This window comes from Comamonas sp. HJ-2, from assembly GCF_053615495.1.
This window is the reverse complement of sequence record NZ_JBSIFD010000027.1, coordinates 1-18,664: the sequence shown is the minus strand read 5'-3', so window position 1 is coordinate 18,664 and position 18,664 is coordinate 1. Positions and strand designations below refer to the sequence as shown.

Genomic DNA, 18,664 nt, shown 5'->3' with positions numbered 1-18,664 from the left:
GTTTTCTTATTGTGAAAAATAAAAATAAGCTATTGATTTTATTGAATATAAATTTCAGTCTTTTATAAGACATAAGACTCTGTGGAAGAACGTTGCAGACATAAAGTAGATCCCAAGGACGAACACCAATTCATCTTGTTTTAACCGCTAAGGAGTGCACCATGCCCCAATCCCTGACTCAGCAACTGAGCCGTGAACAGCAAATCGCAGCCCTCGAAAAAGACTGGGCACAGAACCCACGCTGGAAGAGCGTCAAGCGCGGCTACAGCGCTGCCGATGTGGTGCGTCTGCGTGGCAGCCTGCAGCCAGAGTACACCCTGGCCCAGCGCGGTGCCGAAGTGCTGTGGGACAAGATCAACGGCAGCTCGAAGAAGGGCTATGTGAACGCCTTCGGTGCCATCTCCGCAGGCCAGGCCATGCAGCAGGCCAAGGCCGGTCTGGAAGCCGTGTACCTGTCTGGCTGGCAAGTAGCCGCCGACGGCAACACCTCCGAGACCATGTACCCCGACCAGTCGCTGTACGCCTATGACTCCGTGCCCACCATGGTGCGCCGCATCAACAACACCTTCAAGCGCGCCGATGAAATCCAATGGGGCAAGGGCATCAACCCCGGCGACAAGGAGTTCATCGACTACTTCCTGCCCATCGTGGCTGATGCGGAAGCCGGCTTTGGCGGCGTGCTCAACGCGTTCGAGCTGATGAAGAACATGATTCAGGCAGGTGCTGCCGGCGTGCACTTCGAAGACCAGCTGGCTGCGGTCAAGAAGTGCGGTCACATGGGCGGCAAGGTGCTGGTGCCCACCCGCGAAGCGGTCGAAAAGCTGATTGCCGCCCGTTTTGCCGCCGATGTGATGGGCGTGCCCACCATTGTGCTGGCCCGTACCGATGCCGAGGCGGCCAACCTGATCACCAGCAACCATGACGAGAACGACATCCCGTTCCTGACTGGCGAGCGTACTCAGGAAGGCTTCTACCGTGTCAAGAACGGTCTGGAGCAATCCATCAGCCGCGGCGTGGCCTACGCTCCCTACGCGGATCTGGTGTGGTGCGAAACCGGTGTGCCCGATATCGGCTTTGCCCGCGAATTCGCTCAGGCCGTGCATGCAGCCTGCCCAGGCAAGCTGCTGAGCTACAACTGCTCGCCTTCGTTCAACTGGAAGAAGAACCTCAACGACAGCCAGATCGCTTCCTTCCAGGAAGATCTGTCCGCACTGGGCTACAAGTTCCAGTTCATCACGCTGGCCGGCATTCACAGCAACTGGTACAACACCTTCAAGTTTGCCCACGAGTACGCTCGCGGCGAGGGCATGAAGCACTACGTGGAAATGATCCAGGAGCCCGAATTCGCGGCACGTGACAAGGGCTACACCTTTGTCTCGCACCAGCAGGAAGTGGGCGCAGGTTACTTCGACGATGTGACCACCGTGATCCAGGGCGGCTCTTCCAGCGTCAAGGCGCTGACCGGTTCCACCGAGGAAGAGCAGTTCCATTGAGCCACGATGAATCGTGACTCTGTCTAGGTAGAAAAAGTGGGGTTATGCGCCCGGGGCGAAAGTCTCGGGCGCTTTTTTGTTTGCCGGGTTAAAATGGCGCGACTTCAATTCACAAGGGCGAGAAAGGCATCAACGGTTATGACACCGCGAACTACATCGGAGATGTACTTCAGCTGCTGATGGCAGCTGGCGGTTCGCGCCTGCCCGAGATTTCTCGACACCCTCATCAAAGCGCGGACTGGTTCCGCGCTTTTTGCTTTCAGGCAACTCCAAAGCTCTGGCGCTGGCCCTCACCCACACAAATTTGGTTTGACAAGGAATTTATGATCAACATCACGCTCCCCGATGGCTCCAAGCGCGAATATCCAGGCCCGGTTTCGGTTGCCGAAGTCGCTGCTTCGATCGGCTCCGGCCTGGCCAAGGCCGCATTGGCCGGCAAGATCAACGGCAAGGTCGTGGACACCAGCTTTGTGATCGAGCAGGATTCGCCGCTGTCCATCATCACCGCCAAGGATGCCGACGGTCTGGAGGTGATCCGCCACTCCACCGCTCACTTGCTGGCCTATGCCGTCAAGGAGCTGTTTCCCGATGCGCAGGTCACTATCGGTCCCGTGATCGAAAACGGCTTCTACTACGACTTTTCTTATAAGCGTCCCTTCACGCCCGAAGATCTGGCCGCCATCGAAAAGAAGATGACCGAGCTGGCCAACAAGGACGAGCAGGTGGTGCGCCGCGTGCTGCCGCGCGACGAGGCCGTGCAGTACTTCAAGGGCATCGGCGAAGCCTACAAGGCAGAGATCATTGCCTCTATCCCCAGCAACGAGGATGTGAGCCTGTACCGTGAAGGCGCCTTCGAAGACCTGTGCCGTGGCCCTCACGTGCCCAGCACCGGCAAGCTCAAGCACTTCAAGCTGATGAAAGTGGCCGGTGCCTACTGGCGTGGCGACCATCGCAACGAGATGCTGCAGCGCATCTACGGTACCGCCTGGGCGACCAAGGACGAGCTCAAGGACTATCTGTTCAGGTTGGAAGAAGCCGAAAAGCGCGACCATCGCAAGCTTGGGCGCGAGCTGGATCTGTTCCACATCGACGAACACTCGCCCGGCACCGTGTTCTGGCACCCCAAGGGCTGGGCGGTCTGGCAGCAGGTCGAGCAGTACATGCGCCGCGTCTATCAGGACAACGGCTACCAGGAAGTCAAGGCTCCGCAGATTCTGGACAAGGGCCTGTGGGAGAAGACCGGCCACTGGGACAAGTACCGCGAAAACATGTTCACCACCGATTCGGAAAAGCGTGAATATGCCTTGAAGCCCATGAACTGCCCGGGCCACATCATCATTTTCAAGCAAGGCATCAAGAGCTATCGCGATCTGCCTCTGCGCTTTGGCGAGTTCGGCAACTGCCATCGCAACGAGCCCACCGGTTCGCTGCACGGCATCATGCGCGTGCGTGCCTTCACCCAGGACGATGGTCACATCTTCTGTACCGAAGACCAGATCCAGGCCGAGGTGACGGCTTTCACTTCGCTGCTGCAAAAGGTGTATGCCGACTTCGGCTTCACCAACATCCTGTATCGCCTGTCTACCCGTCCCGAAAAGCGCATCGGCACCGATGAAGCCTGGAACAAGGCCGAGAACGCGCTGGCCGAAGGTCTGCGTGCATCGGGTTGCGAGTTCGAGTATCTGCCGGGCGAGGGTGCGTTCTACGGCCCGAAGATCGAGTACACCCTGAAGGATGCGCTGGGCCGTGAATGGCAGTGCGGCACCATCCAGGTGGACCCGAACATGCCCGAGCGTCTCGATGCGGAATTCGTGGGCGAGGATGGCGAGCGCCATCGACCCATCATGCTGCACCGCGCGATCCTGGGTTCGCTCGAGCGTTTCATCGGCATTTTGGTCGAGCATCACTCGGGCGCACTGCCTGCCTGGCTGGCTCCCGTGCAGGCTGCCGTGCTCAATATCACGGACGCTCAGGCCGACTATGCGCAGGAAGTTGCGCAGAAGCTGCAAAAAGCATTGCCGAATCAAAGCCTTAGAGTGGTGACAGATCTGCGCAATGAAAAGATTACGTATAAAATACGCGAGCATTCCATGCAGAAGCTGCCCTACATCCTTGTCGCGGGCGACAAGGAGAAGGCTGCTGGTGCGGTTGCAGTGCGCGCCCGGGGTAACAAAGACCTCGGAGTGATGTCGGTTGATGCATTCATTGAATTGCTCGCCAAGGACATCGCGGCCAAGGCCTGAAGCAGATTAATTTTTGTGGCGGGCCGGTCAGCGTGCAAGGCACGCTAGCCGGCTACGCTGTTGTAGCCATTTCAATCCAAGGGTGAAAACCATAGCTACTGAATTTCGCGATCGGCGCCACCGTGAAGAGCGCAAGCATCGACTGAACCGAGAAATCATGGCGCCTGAAGTGCGTCTGTCTGGTCCCGACAACGAGCCTCTGGGCATCGTGCCGCTGCAAGAAGCGTTGCGCATGGCCGGCGAGCTGGATGTCGACTTGGTGGAAATTGCGGCCAACGCATCTCCTCCGGTCTGCCGTCTGATGGATTACGGCAAGTTCAAGTACCAGGAACAGAAGAAGGCTGCTGAAGCCAAGGCCAAGCAGACCGTCATCGAAATCAAGGAAGTGAAGTTCCGCCCTGGTACGGATGATGGTGACTACAACATCAAGCTGCGCAATATCCGCCGTTTTCTGGCGGATGGCGACAAGTGCAAGATCACGCTGCGTTTCCGCGGTCGTGAAATCACGCACCAGCAGCTGGGTCTGAATCTGCTCAACCGTCTGCGTGACGATCTGGCCGATTCCATCCAGGTGGAGCAGTTCCCCAAGCTGGAAGGCCGTCAGATGATCATGATGGTGGCACCGGCTCGTGCAGGCGGCAAGAAGCCCGCTGGTGGTGCAAAACCACAGGCTGATGGCGCCGCAGCTGCACCTGAGGCTGCAGATAAGGCATAATTGCGGTTTTGCCTTATCGGCAAAAGTGGGCTTGGCCCACTTTTGTTTTGTGCGGCAGACAAAGAATTTGCAGGCTTGCCTGCAAGACGTCAGCCCGGCCTGGCCGGACTGACAAACAAGTGCCTCGGAGGCCAGCGAAGTGTGTGCGGGTTGCACACCGCCTTGCGAGCACAAATTCAATAGGAGCATTCACATGCCCAAAATGAAGACCAAGAGCAGCGCGAAGAAGCGTTTTCGCGTTCGTCCCGGTGGTACCGTCAAGCGCGGTCAAGCCTTCAAGCGTCACATCTTGACCAAGAAGACCACGAAGAACAAGCGTCACCTGCGTGGCATTGTCAACGTGCATTCCGGCGATATGGGCTCCATCGCAAAGATGTTGCCTTCCGCAGGCCTGTAATTCACTGACGAACTAGGAGAAAACACATGCCTCGCGTCAAACGTGGTGTAACGGCTCGCGCCCGTCACAAAAAAGTTCTGAATCTGGCCAAGGGTTTCCGCGGTCGCCGTGGTAACGTCTTCCGCGTTGCCAAGCAAGCGGTCATGAAGGCTGGTCAATATGCCTACCGTGACCGTCGTACCAAGAAGCGCGTGTTCCGTCAGCTGTGGATCGCTCGTATCAACGCTGCTGCACGTGAACTGGGTCTGACTTACAGCCAATTCGCCAACGGCCTGAAGAAGGCTGCCATCGAAATCGACCGCAAGATGCTGGCCGATATCGCCGTGCACGACAAGGCTGCTTTTGCAGCTATCGTCGACCAAGTCAAGGCCAAGCTGGCTGCCTGAGGTCACGATCGGTAGTTACTCTTGTAGGACTTTTGCAGACAAGAATCCCCACAGGCATTTGCCGATGGGCGAGCATCTTGCTTGAACTTGATTGCAGAAGTCGTGTCTTGTTCAGTAGCTGCTGATGCACAAACAGCAAGGGCTAGGGCTTGAAAAGGCACTAGCCCTTGTTTATTTTTACAAGTCGATAAAGAGTCGATATGAACGAGTTGGATTCTCTGGTCGAAAGCGCACAGCAACTGTTTGCGCAAGCCCACACCCCCGCTGATCTGGAAAATGCCAAGGCGCAGTTTCTGGGCAAGTCGGGCAAGATGACCGAGCTCATGAAGGGCATGGCGCAGCTTTCCGTCGAAGAGAAAAAGTCGCGCGGCGCCGCCATCAACGTGGCCAAGCAAGCGATCGAAGCGGCCTTGACCGCCCGTCGCAAGGCTTTGGCAGACGCCGAGCTGCAGGCCCATCTGAAGGCCGAGGTGCTGGATGTGACTCTGCCCGGTCGCCGTCGTGGCGCGGGAGGGCTGCACCCCGTCTCCATCACCATGGAGCGTATCGAGGGCATCTTCGGCTCCATGGGCTTTGATGTGGCCCAGGGCCCCGAGATCGAATCCGACTGGTTCAACTTCACGGCGCTGAACACGCCCGAAGACCATCCCGCGCGCTCCATGCACGACACCTTCTATGTCGAAGGCGGCACCCAGCACGCGCCCAATCTGCTGCGCACGCACACCAGCCCCATGCAGGTGCGCCATGCCGTGCAGCATGTGAAGAATTACCGCAACGCGCTCGATGCCGGTCAGACCATGCCCGAGATCCGCGTGATTGCTCCCGGCCGCACCTACCGTGTGGACTCGGATGCCACCCACTCGCCCATGTTCCACCAGTGCGAAGGCCTGTGGATCGGCGAGAACGTGAGCTTCAAGGACCTGAAGGTCGTGTTCACCGACTTCTGCAAGACCTTCTTTGAGCAGGATGATCTGGTGCTGCGCTTTCGCCCCAGCTTCTTCCCGTTCACAGAGCCTTCGGCCGAAATCGACATCCAGTTCCAGAGCGGCCCGCTGGCCGGCAAGTGGCTGGAAGTGGCGGGCTCCGGCCAGGTGCACCCCAATGTGGTGCGCAACATGGGGCTGGATCCCGAAAAATACATCGGCTTTGCCTTTGGCATGGGCCCCGACCGCCTGACCATGCTGCGTTATGGCGTGAATGACCTGCGCCTGTTCTTCGACGGCGACATCCGTTTTCTGTCGCAGTTTCAGTAATTGAAAAGTGAGCTGCTAGCGCATGCTATGAAACGATTTCAGATAGTTTTGATGCTGAAATCCTTATATGCCGAGCGCTAATGGCTCATCTTTTTGAGATACGCATGCCCAGCCAGTGGCAGACCGCTTGCGGTGCGACTGGCATGAACGCCAAAGAGTCTGACTATGCAATTTCCTGAATCCTGGTTGCGCGAATACTGCAACCCCAACCTGACCACCCAGCAGCTGGCCGATACCCTGACCATGGCCGGTCTGGAAGTGGAAGAGCTGGATCCTGTGGCGCCTCCCTTCACCGGCATCGTGGTCGGTGAAATCAAGGAAGCCGTGCAGCACCCCGACGCCGACCGCTTGCGCATCTGCCAGGTCGACGTGGGTGGCCCCGAGCTGCTGAATATCGTCTGCGGCGCGCCCAATGCGCGCGTGGGCATCCGCATTCCCTGCGCCACCGTAGGCGCCGAGCTGCCGCCCGGCGCCGATGGCAAGCCCTTCAAGATCAAGATCGGCAAGCTGCGCGGCGTGCAGAGCTTTGGCATGCTGTGCTCGGCCAAGGAGCTGGGCATTGACGAAGACGCCAGCGGCCTGCTGGAGTTTCCCGCCGATGCGCCCCTGGGCCAGAACGTGCGCGAGTACCTGAATCTGGACGACACGCTGTTCACGCTCAAGCTCACGCCCAATCTGGCGCACTGCCTCAGCGTCTACGGCGTGGCGCGCGAGCTGTCGGCGCTGACCGGCACGCCGCTCAAAGCCCTGTCCTTCCCCGCTGCGGCCGTGGCCTTGCAGGACAAGCTGCCCGTCAAGATCGAGGCGACCGATCTGTGCGGCCGCTTCTCGGGTCGTATCGTGCGCAATGTCAACACCCAGGTGAAGACGCCCCAGTGGATGGTGGATCGCCTGGCGCGTTGCGGCCAGCGCTCGGTCAGCCCGCTGGTGGATATCTCCAACTATGTGATGTTCGAGCTGGGCCGTCCCAGCCATATCTTCGATCTGGACAAGATCAGCGGCGGCCTGAATGTGCGCTGGGGCAAGGAGGGCGAAACGCTCAAGCTGCTCAACGGCAATACCATCAAGATCGACGATTTCCTCAAGGTCGGCGTGATTGCCGATGACAAGCAGGTCGAGTCGCTGGCCGGCATCATGGGCGGCGACGCCACGGCCGTGTCCGACGACACGAAGAACATCTACATCGAAGCCGCGTTCTGGTTCCCCAAGGCCGTGGCCGGCCGTTCGCGCCACTTCAACTTCTCGACCGATGCCGGTCACCGCTTCGAGCGTGGCGTGGACCCCGAGTTCACCACGGAGCACATCGAGCGCATCACCGCGCTGGTGCTGGAAATCTGCGGCACGCCCGAGACACAGGTCGGTGCCATGGACGACCAGAAGCCCAATATGCCCGCCTCCAAGGCCGTGCAACTGCGCGTTGCGCGTGCGGCCAAGGTCATCGGCATGGACGTGACCCAGCAGCAATGCCTGGATGCCTTGAACGGCCTGGGCCTGCCTGCCACTGTGGCATCCGAGGGAGTCATTTCGGTCACCGCGCCAACCTTCCGCTTCGACATCAATCTGGAAGAAGATCTGATCGAAGAAGTGGCCCGCATGATCGGCTACGAAAACCTGCCGACCACCAAGCCACTGGCCCCGATCTCGCCCAAGCTGCGCGCCGAGAACGAGCGCAGCCCCTACGCCGTGCGCCACGAGCTGGCGGGCCTGGGCTACCAGGAAACCATCAACTTCAGCTTTGTCGAAGAAAAGTGGGAGCAGGAGCTGGCCGGCAACAACAACGCCATCAAGCTGCTTAACCCCATTGCCAGCCATCTGAGCGTGATGCGCTCGTCGCTGCTGGGCTCGCTGCTGCAGGTGCTCAAGTTCAACGTGGACCGCAAGGCTCAGCGCGTGCGCGTGTTCGAGCTGGGTCGCGTGTTCTTCAAGGACGACTCCGTGGTCGACTCCGACACCACCGTCAAGGGCTTTTATCAGCCCATGCGTGTGGCGGGTCTCGCTTATGGCGCTGCCGACCAGCTGCAATGGGGCAGGGCAGAAGCCAAGGTCGACTTCTACGACGTCAAGGGCGATGTGGAAGCACTGCTGGCCCCGGCCAAGCCCGTGTTCGAGCCCGCCGAGCATCCGGCCATGCACCCCGGCCGCTGCGCGCGCGTGCTGCTGGACGGCAAGGCCATCGGCTTTGTCGGCGAGCTGCATCCCCAGTGGCGCCAGGAATGGGATCTGGCCCAGGCTCCGGTGATGTTCGAGCTCGAGCTCGATGCCGTGCTGGCCCGTGAGGTCCCCGTGTTCAAGTCCGTGGCCAAGCACCAGGCCGTGGAGCGCGACATTGCCGTGGTCGTCAAGGAAGCCGTGACTCACGCCCAGGTGATGGAAGCCGTGCAGCAAGCCGTGCAGGGCGGCATTCTGCGCTCGGCCGTGCTGTTCGACGTATTCCGTCCCAAGAAGCTCAAGGCTGGCGAGGAAGCGGCGCCGGGCAGCCTGGCTCAGGACGAGAAGAGCCTGGCCGTGCGTCTGACGCTGGGCAGCGACACCGCGTCGCTGACCGATGCGGAAATCGATGCCGCCATGCAGGGCACAATTGCGGCTCTGGTTGAACGCGTTGCGGCTCGCCTGCGTTGATATGTTCAATCCACAAGGAGATCGACCCATGGAGCTTGCCGTAGAGAGCATCGACAGCCCCGCGTTGACCAAGGCGCAGCTGGCCGATCTGCTGTTTGACGAAATCGGTTTGAACAAGCGCGAAGCCAAGGACATGGTGGATGCGTTTTTCGACCTGATCTCGCAAAAGCTGGTGGAGGGCGAAGATGTCAAGCTTTCGGGCTTTGGCAACTTCCAGATCCGCACCAAGGCGCCACGGCCCGGTCGCAACCCGCGCACCGGTGAGCTGATTCCCATCGCTGCGCGCCGCGTGGTGACCTTCCATGCCAGCAGCAAGCTCAAGGAGCTGATCCAGGGCGAAGGCTCGGGGTCATAAGCGATTGGTAAATCCACTGATGCGCGGACAGGCTAAGCATCGGTGACTGAGGAGCTGACAGTTTTGCGTCGCGAGCGGTGCAAGGTCCTGTCAGCTCTTCGCGCTATATTGCTAGGACTTGCGCAAACAGGAATGCATGGCGGGCATTTCTAATGACAAAACACCGTGCCTGACCCGAATTTGTGCAAGTCGTGATTGCATATCTTTCACCCATCCCTTCACTGACCGCTTGCAACCAGCCATGGCTTCTTCTTTGCCAGCAATTCCCGCCAAGCGCTATTTCACCATCGGTGAGGTCGCGGATCTTTGCGACGTCAAGCCTCATGTGCTGCGTTACTGGGAGCAGGAGTTTGTGCAGCTCAAGCCCATGAAGCGTCGTGGCAACCGCCGCTACTACCAGCATCATGAGGTGTTGATGGTGCGTCGCATTCGCGAGCTGCTTTACGAGCAGGGCTTCACCATCAGCGGCGCACGAAATCGTCTGCGCGAACTGGTGACGGGTCATGGCAAGGCAGTCGAGCAGCAGCCGGTGCTTGTGCATCCGGCCCAGCCCCTGCAGGGGGAAGAGCTGGCGCAAAGCCATCTGTTGGCTGCAATGCTGGAGCAGGGCCGCTCGGAGCCTGCCGGTGCAATGGGCATGGAGGAGGTCAAAGAGGAGCTTTTGCAGATCAGGGCGCTGCTTTCTCTTTGATGTCGAATTTCTGTGTATAATTCAAGTCTTCGGAATGTAGCGCAGCCTGGTAGCGCACTTGCATGGGGTGCAAGGGGTCGCGAGTTCGAATCCCGCCATTCCGACCAATTAGACAAGGGCTTCTGACTATTCAGTCAGAAGCCCTTTTTCTATTTCAGATCAATTCATTGTCAATTGTTTGATTACGACTTTGACTTTGACTTTGGATGTAGGCTGATTTCCCTTTGTAACGCGTGCGCCGCTATGATGGTTGCGGTGCTGGAAGCGGTATTGATTCTTAATTTCTTTGATATAAAGAAGGAATGAAAAGAATTGCCAATTCCCGGCAAAAAATTCGAAGTTCGGCTGGTTGAGTGGTTTTTTGAAACAAATCATTGCATGCCTTGTGCTAGATTTGCAACTGAATCCATTTGTTTGATGGTGTTGCCAGGAGATCTGCCATCAACGCACGGCTTCGCATGCAGGGTTATGCGTCAAGAACACCGGCCGGAAACCGGAGGCTCCGCCTTGCTATCGTGGAAAGGAAAATCTCCAAATGCGCTGTGTCTAGCCGATAGACGCTCCACAGCCTGTCCGCGCGATTTGTTTGGCCAAGGGATTGGCGATGTCATCCCTATACCGCTGCTGAGTGGTGGTGCGTCAAGCAAAAATAGTGAGTTTTGTCGATCAGGCAACAAGCTTGACCTGACCGTCAGTCTCCTGTGCGGTGTTGGCATGACGCCAAAGGCTGTGAGCACGAGAGTTACAGAATTCCATTTTGCGAGTTCTGAGGCCGTATGCAATGCCTTTTCGGGCAGCAGCGAGCCGATCCGCATTAACAACCAGCTTCCGCGGGAACGATTTGCAGAAGTCGCACCGATTGCTCTCGCCAATTTGTTGGCGAGCTAGGCATCGCATTGCCCGGTCGGAGTCAAACAAGAGGGATAACAATGAAATTCAGTCAGATTGCACAAGTGGTAGCCACTCTGGGTGTGGCCTCGTGGGCCATGGGGGGTATGGCTCAGACGACCATGAATGCGCAACAAGCCAACGAGCAGGGTGTTGCACTGCAAAAGGTTGTCGAGCAGGCACTGATGACTCATCCCGAAGTGCAGGCGCGCTTTCAGGATTTCAGTTCGTCCGCTGAGGGGCAGAACGTGGCTCGGGGAGGTTGGCGTCCGCAAGTCACCGCGCAAGGTTGGGTCGGTCGCGAGTGGCGCAGCCATATTCAGGATGCTCCATCGCAGAACTGGAACCGTCCGGGCTGGAACCTGCAACTGCGTCAGCTGATCTTTGATGGCTTCACCACTAGCAGCAATATCCGTCAGTTGGGCTTTGAGAAGCTGGCCAAGTTCTACGATCTGCGCGCCACCACTGAAAATTTGGCCAATGATGTTGTCGCCGCCTATCTGGATGTGCAGCGTTATCGCGAAATGGAGAAGCTGGCCCGTGAAAATTTCGGCACCCACCAGGTGACGCTGGGGCAGTTGCGTGAGCGCCAGCAGTCCGGCGTGGGCCGCGGTGTTGACCTGGAGCAGGCAAGTGGTCGTCTGTCGCTGGCGCAGACCAATCTGATGACCGAGAGCAACAACCTCAACGATGTGCTGCAGCGCTACCGCCGCGTGGTGGGTGAGTATCCTGCGGCCACGCTGGACCCGGTGCCCGATGTGAGTGCCAAGCTGCCTGCTTCCGGGGCGGCCAAGGATTTCGGCGCGTCGCTGCGCGCGAGTCCGCTGCTATTGTCGAAGCAGGCTCTGGTGCAAGCGGCAGAGGCCGGTCAGAAGGCTGCCAAGGGGGCGCATATGCCCAAGCTCGAGCTGCTGGCGTCCACGGGGCGTGATCGTGATCAGAACTCGCCGGCCTACTGGGATGTGCAGAGTTCGCGAGTGCAGCTGATGCTGACTTACAACCTGTATCGCGGTGGTGCGGACGAGGCACGCCTGCGTCAGACGATTGCCCAGGGCTATGCCGCACAGGATGTGCGCGATTACACCTGTCGCAACCTCCAGCAGGAGCTGTCGATTACCTGGAACAACATGGCCCGCCTGCGTCAGCAAACGCCGTTCCTGCGTGAGCATGTTCTCTCCACGGCCAAGGTCCGCGTGGCGTATCAGCAGCAATTCAAGATCGGTCAGCGTTCGCTGCTGGATCTGCTCAATACGGAAAACGAGTTGTTCGATGCCCAGCGCGCTCTGGTCAACGCTCAATATGACCTGAAAAAGGCCGAGTACCAGTGGCTGACTTTGTCCAGCCAAATTCTGCCTGTGCTGGGGCTCGCGCAGCCGCATGACGACAGCCGTCCGGATGAGCAGCAGGCACTGAACTTGCCGGATGATCTGCTGCGTAGCTGCAAATCCTCGGTGCCGGACACCAGCAATCTGACGCCTGTGCCTGCCAGCGCAGCGGTTGATCTGGGGGCTCCAGCCCAAGCGCCGGCATCTGGTGCGGCGGGCCGCCAGTGATAGCAGGTGGCGTCTGGTGCAGCTTTTAGTGGGAGTTGATGAACAAGATGGATAAAAGCGATTCACCACCGTCGGAGCAGTCCTCCCGGCAGGAGTTGTCGGCACTGGATGCGGATTTCATCCGCGTTCTCGAGGACTTGATTGACGCCTTGCTTGCCAATGGGGCTTTGCGCTTGACGGATCTTCCGCCGCAGGCGCTGCAGAAGCTGAACCAGCGCAAGCAGGCGCGCCAGCGTATGCGTAATTCGCTGGACTTGATTGATGACGACGAAGAGCTTTTATAGGTTGATTGTTGAAGATGACCAGACCAGACTTTGAGCCTTCATTGGCATCGAGCAACGGTACGGATGTGACTCAGAAGGCCGGGCAAGGTTCTTTGCCGGAAGCCGCTGCTGCGGCGGAGCAGGTCGGTCCGGCCTTTCTGGGGGCGCGAGGCTCGGCGCATGCACCGGCCGGGGACTGGCGCATGCCGGCCCATGAGACCCATGCGGATCCCTTGCTGGATTGCCTGGTGCAGCTCACCAACCTGCATGGCAAGCCCTACACCGCGCAGGCACTGAGCAATGGTCTGCCGTTGGTGGATCAGCGCCTGACGCCTTCATTGCTGGCTCGGGCTGCGGCTCGTGCGCAGTTCAGCACGCGTATCGTGCAGCGCAGTCTTGACGCCGTTCCTCAGGGCTTGCTGCCGGCAATTTTGATTCTCCACGGGGACCGCGCCTGTCTGTTGCTCAGAACGCTGGAGAGTGGTCGCTTCCTGGTGCAGTACCCGGAGTCGGAGAGTCCGGTCGAGGTAGAGGCTCAGGCTTTGCTGCAGGACTACGCGGGGCTGATGTGCTTTGTGCGTCCGCAGTTCCGCTTCGAGCCGCGCTCCGTGCAGCAAGGCATGGAGCCCCGCAGCAGCCACTGGTTCTGGGCGGTGATCCTGGAGAATCGGCGTCTGTACCGCGATGCCTTGCTGGCAGCCGTACTCATCAATGTCTTCGCACTGGCAATGCCTTTGTTCAGCATGAACGTGTATGACCGGGTGGTGCCCAACAACGCGGTGGAAACATTGTGGGTGTTGGCTATCGGCATTTCTTTGGTGCTGATCTTCAACTTTGTGCTGACGACGACGCGTGCCTATGTTGTGGATGCCGCGAGCAAGCGTGTGGATGTGCAGTTGTCCGCGCAGATCATGGAGCGCGTTCTGGACTTGCGCATGGAGAGCCGACCCGCATCCGTCGGTTCGTTTGCGGCCAATCTGCGCTCGTTTGAGTCGGTCCGTGATTTCATTGCGTCTGCAAGTCTCACAACCTTGGTGGATCTGCCTTTTGTGCTTCTATTTCTGGTGGCGATTGCATGGGTTTCGCCCTGGATGCTGATTCCGCCTGTGGTGGCGATTGCCGCGATCTTGCTGGTTTCCTTCTGGGCCCAGGTACGCATGGAGAGTCTGACGCTCAAGACCTTTCAGGCTTCGTCTCAGCGCAACGCGCTGCTCGTGGAGTCGCTGACCAATCTGGAGGCGGTCAAGACGCTCAATGCCCAAAGCGGAGTGCAGCGTTTGTGGGAGAGCTCCACTCAGTACATTGCCTACATGGGGGGCAAGATCAAGTTCATCTCGTCCGGTACGGTGAACTTCGTTCAGACCTTGCAGCAACTGGTCACCATAGCCGTGGTCGTCATCGGCGTGTATCAGGTGCAGGATGCGTCGCTTTCCATGGGCGGCATCATTGCAGCCTCCATGATTGCAGGGCGTTGTCTGGCACCCTTTGGTCAGGTGGCGGGGCTGATGATGCAGTTTCACAATGCGCGCACCTCGCTCAATTCCATTGACAACTATATGAAGATGCCGGTCGAGCACGAAGCTGAGCGCGAATTCGTTTCACGTCCGGATCTGCGTGGCGCCATCGAGTTTCGCAATGTCAGCTTCAGCTATCCGGGAAGCGAGCAGGCCAGTCTTTCGGGAGTGAGCTTTTCGCTCCGACCTGGCGAACGGGTTGGCATCATTGGGCGTATCGGCTCGGGCAAGACCACGCTTGAAAAGCTGGTCCTGGGGCTGTATCAGCCCAGTGAAGGCTCGGTGCTGATCGATGGTATGGATGCCCGCCAGATAGACCCGGTGGATCTGCGTCGGGCCATCGGGCATGTGCCTCAGGACCCGATGCTGTTCTATGGCAGCTTGAAGCACAACTTGCTGGTGGGTGCGCCATTCGCGGATGAGACGGACATGCTGCATGCGGCACGCATCGCGGGTGTGGATGATTTCGCGGCGCGCAATCCCAAGGGCTACGACATGTTGGTTGGCGAGCGGGGTGAGTCACTTTCTGGCGGCCAGCGCCAATCCATTGCTGTCGCTCGTGCCCTGATCAACGACCCGGCCATATTGTTGCTGGACGAGCCCAGCAGCAATCTGGACAACCAGAGCGAGGCACAGCTCAAGCGTCGCCTGGAAGAGGCCTCCCAGGGCAAGACCATTTTGCTGGTCACTCATCGCACGGCCTTGTTGACCTTGGTTGACCGGCTGATCGTGATTGATGGCGGCAGAATTGTTGCCGATGGAGCCAAGGATCAGGTGATCGAAGCCCTGAAGCAGGGGCGGATTGGTGGAGTAGGAGGGCGAGCATGAGCGAGTCCAAACCCCCAAAAAAGCCGTCGCGCTTCAAGGATGTGCTCAAGGCGCGCTGGACGCGACTGGAGCGATGGCTGCTTGACGGCAGCGAGGTTGTCGGAACGCATCAGCCGGATGACCTCAAGGCCGATGCTCAGTGGGCTGCAGGGCAGCAGCAGGCGCGTGGTTCGCGTCTGTTGATATGGGTATCTCTGGTCACCGTGGTGGTTCTGCTGCTCTGGGCTTGCCTGGGGCGCATTGATGAAGTGGTGCGAGGCCAGGGCAAGGTGGTTCCCTCGCGTCAGGTTCAGGTGGTGCAGAGCCTGGATGGCGGCATCGTCAAGGAAATTCTGGTGCACCCCGGCGAGCATGTGGAGCAGGGTCAGGTCATCTTGCGCATCGATCCAACGCGCTACAGTTCGTCCCTGGGCGAGAACAAGGCCGAACTTCTGGCATTGAAGGCCAAGGCTGCGCGTCTTCAGGCCCTGGCATCGGGCGAGCCTTTCAAGGCTCCGGAAGATGTGCAGGCTCTGGCGCCTCAGTTGGTGGAGATGGAGCGGCGCATGTGGGAGAGCCGCTCCCAGGAGCTCAACACCAACGTCAATATTGCGCGTGACCAGTTGCGCCAACGTCAGCAGGAGCTGCGCGAAACCCAGGCCAACCGCGACCAGGCCTCGTCCAGTTGCAGCTTGACGTCCGAAGAGCTTTCGGTGACTCGCCCCTTGCTCAAGAGTGGCGCAGTGTCCGAAGTGGATTTGCTGCGCCTGCAACGCGATGTGGCTCGCTTCTGTGGTGAGGCCAAGGCGGCCGGTGCGCAGATCGGGCGCATTCAGGCTGCGATTCAGGAAGCGGAGCGCAAGATTCAGGAGTCGGAGCTGAATATGCGCAATCAGTCTCGCTCCGAGCTCTCGGAAACCCAGGCCAAACTGGGCACCCTGGAGCAAGGCAAGGTGGCGCTGGAGGATCGCGTCAAGCTGGCCGAAGTGCGCTCGCCCGTGCGCGGCACGGTCAACACCTTGATGGCGAATACCGTCGGCGGTGTCGTGCAGCCGGGCAAGGACATTCTGGACATCGTGCCGCTGGATGACACCTTGTTGATGGAAGTGCAGATCAATCCACGCGACATCGGTTTCCTGCATTTTGGTCAGCAGGCCGAAGTGAAGTTCACTGCTTATGACTTTGCCATCTATGGAGGTCTGCAGGGGAAGCTGGAGCAGATCGGTGCCAACACCGTTACCGACGAAAAGGGGAACTCCTTTTATGTCGTGAAGGTGCGCACGGAGAAGGCTCACGTGGGCGATGACTCGCGCCCCATCATTCCCGGTATGCAGGCCGAGGTGCATATCCTCACGGGCAAGCGCACCTTGATGCAGTATCTGCTCAAGCCGATTCTGCGTGCCAAGTCCAATGCATTGATTGAACGTTAGTTCATGGATCGCCAACAATTACAAAGGAACTCTATGAATGCCTTGCCTGTATTGATGCTGACTCAGGATGCCACGCTGTGGCAGGAATGGCAGCAGATCGCAGGCCCTCAGTGGATGCCTGCGCGCGGCCAGAGTCTGGCCGATTTGCAACGTTGGAAGCAGCAAGGTCGTACCGTGGTGGTGCTGGATGCAGCCCTGCCATCCTTGCCCGAGTCGACAGCGGCCCGCTGGATTGAGCTGCTGAAGGATCTTCAGGTTCTGGTTCTCAGCAACCGCCCCAGCGATGAGGAGGGGCGAAACCTGCTGTCCCGCGGAGCATCGGGCTACGCCCATGCGCAATCGAGCCCGGAGGTGCTGGCACGGATGCTGCAAAGCATGGCTGGCGGCAACATCTGGCTTGGACGTTCTCTGTTGCAGCGCTTGTTGCGCGATGTGGACGCCCGTCTGCCTGAGCATGAGTCGGACTGGGCCGAACCATTGTCTGCACGCGAGCAGGAGGTTGCCCGCTATGCATCGCTGGGTGACAGCAATGCGGAGATTGCCGAACGCATGTCCATCAGCGAGCGTACTGTGCGGGCCCATCTGTCTGCTGTTTTTGAGAAACTGCAGGTACAGGATCGATTGATGCTGACATTGAAGGTTCACGGTATCGGGCGCAAGCAGCTGGCTTGAACCTGATTTTTGGGTTACTGATGAATACGTAGTCACCTCTTTCCTCTGGAGTGCCTGTTGCTGAAAAGCCTGAAGCCTGCAATATGCAGGCTTCAGGCTTTTTTTGATTTACAGCAGCAGAGATCGAATAAAACAGATCCCGATTGGCTTTGGCGCCAATAGTGCTGTGGGGCCTTGGCTTTTACCATTCAGCTGAAATATTGGAGAGGTGCCTTTGTGCACCTTCACTTTTTAATCTGACTGGATAGGCAGACCCTCATGGCAGCTCAAACCGTTCTCGTTACCAAACTCACTGGCCAGGCTTGGATGCGTGGTTCTGATGGCAATCTGACGGTGCTCCGTGAAGGCATGCGTATTCCCGCTGACGCCGAGATAGTGACGGCTTCCGGCAGCACCGTGCAGTTGCAGGCGGATGGTCAGCCACCGCTGATGGTGGGCGAGAACCAGGATGTGCATCTCACTGCGGACCTGATTCAGCCGCCCACCGTGGAAGAGGCGGCTGTGGCGAGCCCCGCGAATGCGCAGATTGACCAGATCATTGCGGCCATCAATGCCGGCCAGGATCCGTTCGATGAGCTGGATCCCACGGCGGCCACATTGTCGGGCGGCAGCGAGGGTGGCAGCACTTTTGTGCGCCTTTCCAGCATCATTGAGGCAGTGTCGCCGCTGGCGCTGGAGTATGGGCGTCCTGTACCAGCGACTACCGTCCTTCCACTTTTTAGTGGGGTGGGCGCTTTGGCGGACAACACGGATCAAGTTACGCCGCCTCAGCCTGTCACAAGCATTCCCCAGGCAAGTGCTGATTCGGGGGTGATCTTCGAAGATGCGGTATCCGCCTTGCAAGGCAATGTGCTCGCCAACGACAAATTGGGCGAAGGGGTCCTTACAGAGCATCGAGTTGTTCTGGTCGGCGCAGATCAGGGGCTGTACGGCAAGATTACCCTCAACTCCGATGGCAGCTACAGCTATCAGCTTGATAGCAGCTTGAATGCTGTGCAGGCATTGGGTGTGGGTGAGACCCTGGTCGAAACTTTTACGTATACCCTGGTCGATAAAGACGGCGCCAGTTCTTCCGCGACATTGACTGTCACCATCGTTGGCACCAATGATGCGCCGACGATCACGAGCGGTGCGCAAGCTGGTTCGATCACCGAAGTGACCGACGGCGCCACCGGTGAGAACACCACCGAGCACACCGCCAACGGCACGATCAAGTTTGCCGACGTCGACACCATCGACACCCACACCGCCACCGTCGTGGCAAACGGCAACAGCTACCTGGGCACCCTGACGCTGGGCGCCATCAATCCGGCCGACAAGAGCCTGGGCTGGGACTTCAAGGTCAGCGACAGCGTGCTCGACTCGCTGGGTGCAGGCCAGACCCT

At 58.9% G+C, this 18,664-nt stretch carries 16 protein-coding genes and 1 tRNA gene; all 17 read left to right on the top strand.

From position 1 onward, the window contains the following. The first annotated feature begins 161 nt into the window (after positions 1 to 161). The gene (gene aceA, locus ACWGXF_RS20070; protein ID WP_003053566.1) at positions 162 to 1,493 is read left to right on the top strand and encodes an isocitrate lyase; all 1,332 of its coding nucleotides are present in this window, start codon (positions 162 to 164) and stop codon (positions 1,491 to 1,493) included. A 323-nt stretch (positions 1,494 to 1,816) separates the two neighbouring features. Beyond that, positions 1,817 to 3,736, top strand: a complete 1,920-nt coding sequence (thrS, locus tag ACWGXF_RS20065) for a threonine--tRNA ligase (protein WP_452102402.1) — start codon at positions 1,817 to 1,819, stop codon at positions 3,734 to 3,736. A gap of 82 nt (positions 3,737 to 3,818) precedes the next feature. Further along, positions 3,819 to 4,451, top strand: coding sequence for a translation initiation factor IF-3 (gene infC, locus ACWGXF_RS20060; RefSeq protein WP_012838978.1), 633 nt, complete (start codon positions 3,819 to 3,821; stop codon positions 4,449 to 4,451). Between the two features lie 193 nt (positions 4,452 to 4,644). Beyond that, the gene (gene rpmI, locus ACWGXF_RS20055) at positions 4,645 to 4,848 is read left to right on the top strand and encodes a 50S ribosomal protein L35 (RefSeq protein WP_003053571.1); all 204 of its coding nucleotides are present in this window, start codon (positions 4,645 to 4,647) and stop codon (positions 4,846 to 4,848) included. A gap of 26 nt (positions 4,849 to 4,874) precedes the next feature. Then, positions 4,875 to 5,234, top strand: a complete 360-nt coding sequence (gene rplT / locus ACWGXF_RS20050; RefSeq protein WP_003053572.1) for a 50S ribosomal protein L20 — start codon at positions 4,875 to 4,877, stop codon at positions 5,232 to 5,234. A gap of 200 nt (positions 5,235 to 5,434) precedes the next feature. Further along, positions 5,435 to 6,487, top strand: a complete 1,053-nt coding sequence (gene pheS / locus ACWGXF_RS20045; RefSeq protein ID WP_003069975.1) for a phenylalanine--tRNA ligase subunit alpha — start codon at positions 5,435 to 5,437, stop codon at positions 6,485 to 6,487. Between the two features lie 165 nt (positions 6,488 to 6,652). Beyond that, complete coding sequence (pheT, locus tag ACWGXF_RS20040; RefSeq protein ID WP_256630880.1) at positions 6,653 to 9,106, top strand: phenylalanine--tRNA ligase subunit beta; 2,454 nt, start codon at positions 6,653 to 6,655, stop codon at positions 9,104 to 9,106. A 28-nt stretch (positions 9,107 to 9,134) separates the two neighbouring features. Next, positions 9,135 to 9,461, top strand: a complete 327-nt coding sequence (locus ACWGXF_RS20035; RefSeq protein ID WP_012838976.1) for an integration host factor subunit alpha — start codon at positions 9,135 to 9,137, stop codon at positions 9,459 to 9,461. Between the two features lie 241 nt (positions 9,462 to 9,702). Then, positions 9,703 to 10,152: a MerR family transcriptional regulator gene (locus ACWGXF_RS20030; protein ID WP_202789213.1), complete on the top strand. Its 450-nt coding sequence runs from the start codon at positions 9,703 to 9,705 to the stop codon at positions 10,150 to 10,152. A gap of 30 nt (positions 10,153 to 10,182) precedes the next feature. Then, positions 10,183 to 10,259: transfer RNA gene (locus ACWGXF_RS20025), tRNA-Pro, on the top strand. A 205-nt stretch (positions 10,260 to 10,464) separates the two neighbouring features. Next, positions 10,465 to 11,040: a hypothetical protein gene (locus ACWGXF_RS20020; RefSeq protein WP_256630879.1), complete on the top strand. Its 576-nt coding sequence runs from the start codon at positions 10,465 to 10,467 to the stop codon at positions 11,038 to 11,040. 41 nt (positions 11,041 to 11,081) lie between these two features. Next, a complete protein-coding gene (locus tag ACWGXF_RS20015; protein ID WP_039051241.1) occupies positions 11,082 to 12,593 on the top strand; it encodes a TolC family outer membrane protein in 1,512 nt (503 codons plus the stop codon). A gap of 38 nt (positions 12,594 to 12,631) precedes the next feature. Beyond that, positions 12,632 to 12,877 carry a hypothetical protein gene (locus tag ACWGXF_RS20010; RefSeq protein ID WP_256630878.1) on the top strand — a complete coding sequence of 82 codons (246 nt, stop codon included), beginning with the start codon at positions 12,632 to 12,634 and terminating at the stop codon, positions 12,875 to 12,877. Between the two features lie 182 nt (positions 12,878 to 13,059). Further along, positions 13,060 to 15,198 (top strand): type I secretion system permease/ATPase, encoded by a 2,139-nt coding sequence (locus ACWGXF_RS20005; RefSeq protein ID WP_256631260.1) that lies wholly within the window; start codon positions 13,060 to 13,062, stop codon positions 15,196 to 15,198. Next, on the top strand, positions 15,195 to 16,607 hold the full coding sequence (locus tag ACWGXF_RS20000; protein WP_039051242.1) for an HlyD family type I secretion periplasmic adaptor subunit: 1,413 nt from the start codon (positions 15,195 to 15,197) through the stop codon (positions 16,605 to 16,607). The genes ACWGXF_RS20005 and ACWGXF_RS20000 overlap by 4 nt, the downstream gene beginning before the upstream one ends. A gap of 33 nt (positions 16,608 to 16,640) precedes the next feature. Continuing rightward, positions 16,641 to 17,279 carry a response regulator transcription factor gene (locus ACWGXF_RS19995; protein WP_003069989.1) on the top strand — a complete coding sequence of 213 codons (639 nt, stop codon included), beginning with the start codon at positions 16,641 to 16,643 and terminating at the stop codon, positions 17,277 to 17,279. 258 nt (positions 17,280 to 17,537) lie between these two features. Next, positions 17,538 to 18,664 (top strand): retention module-containing protein (locus ACWGXF_RS19990; protein WP_452102401.1); only part of this gene is annotated, 1,127 nt, incomplete at its 3' end.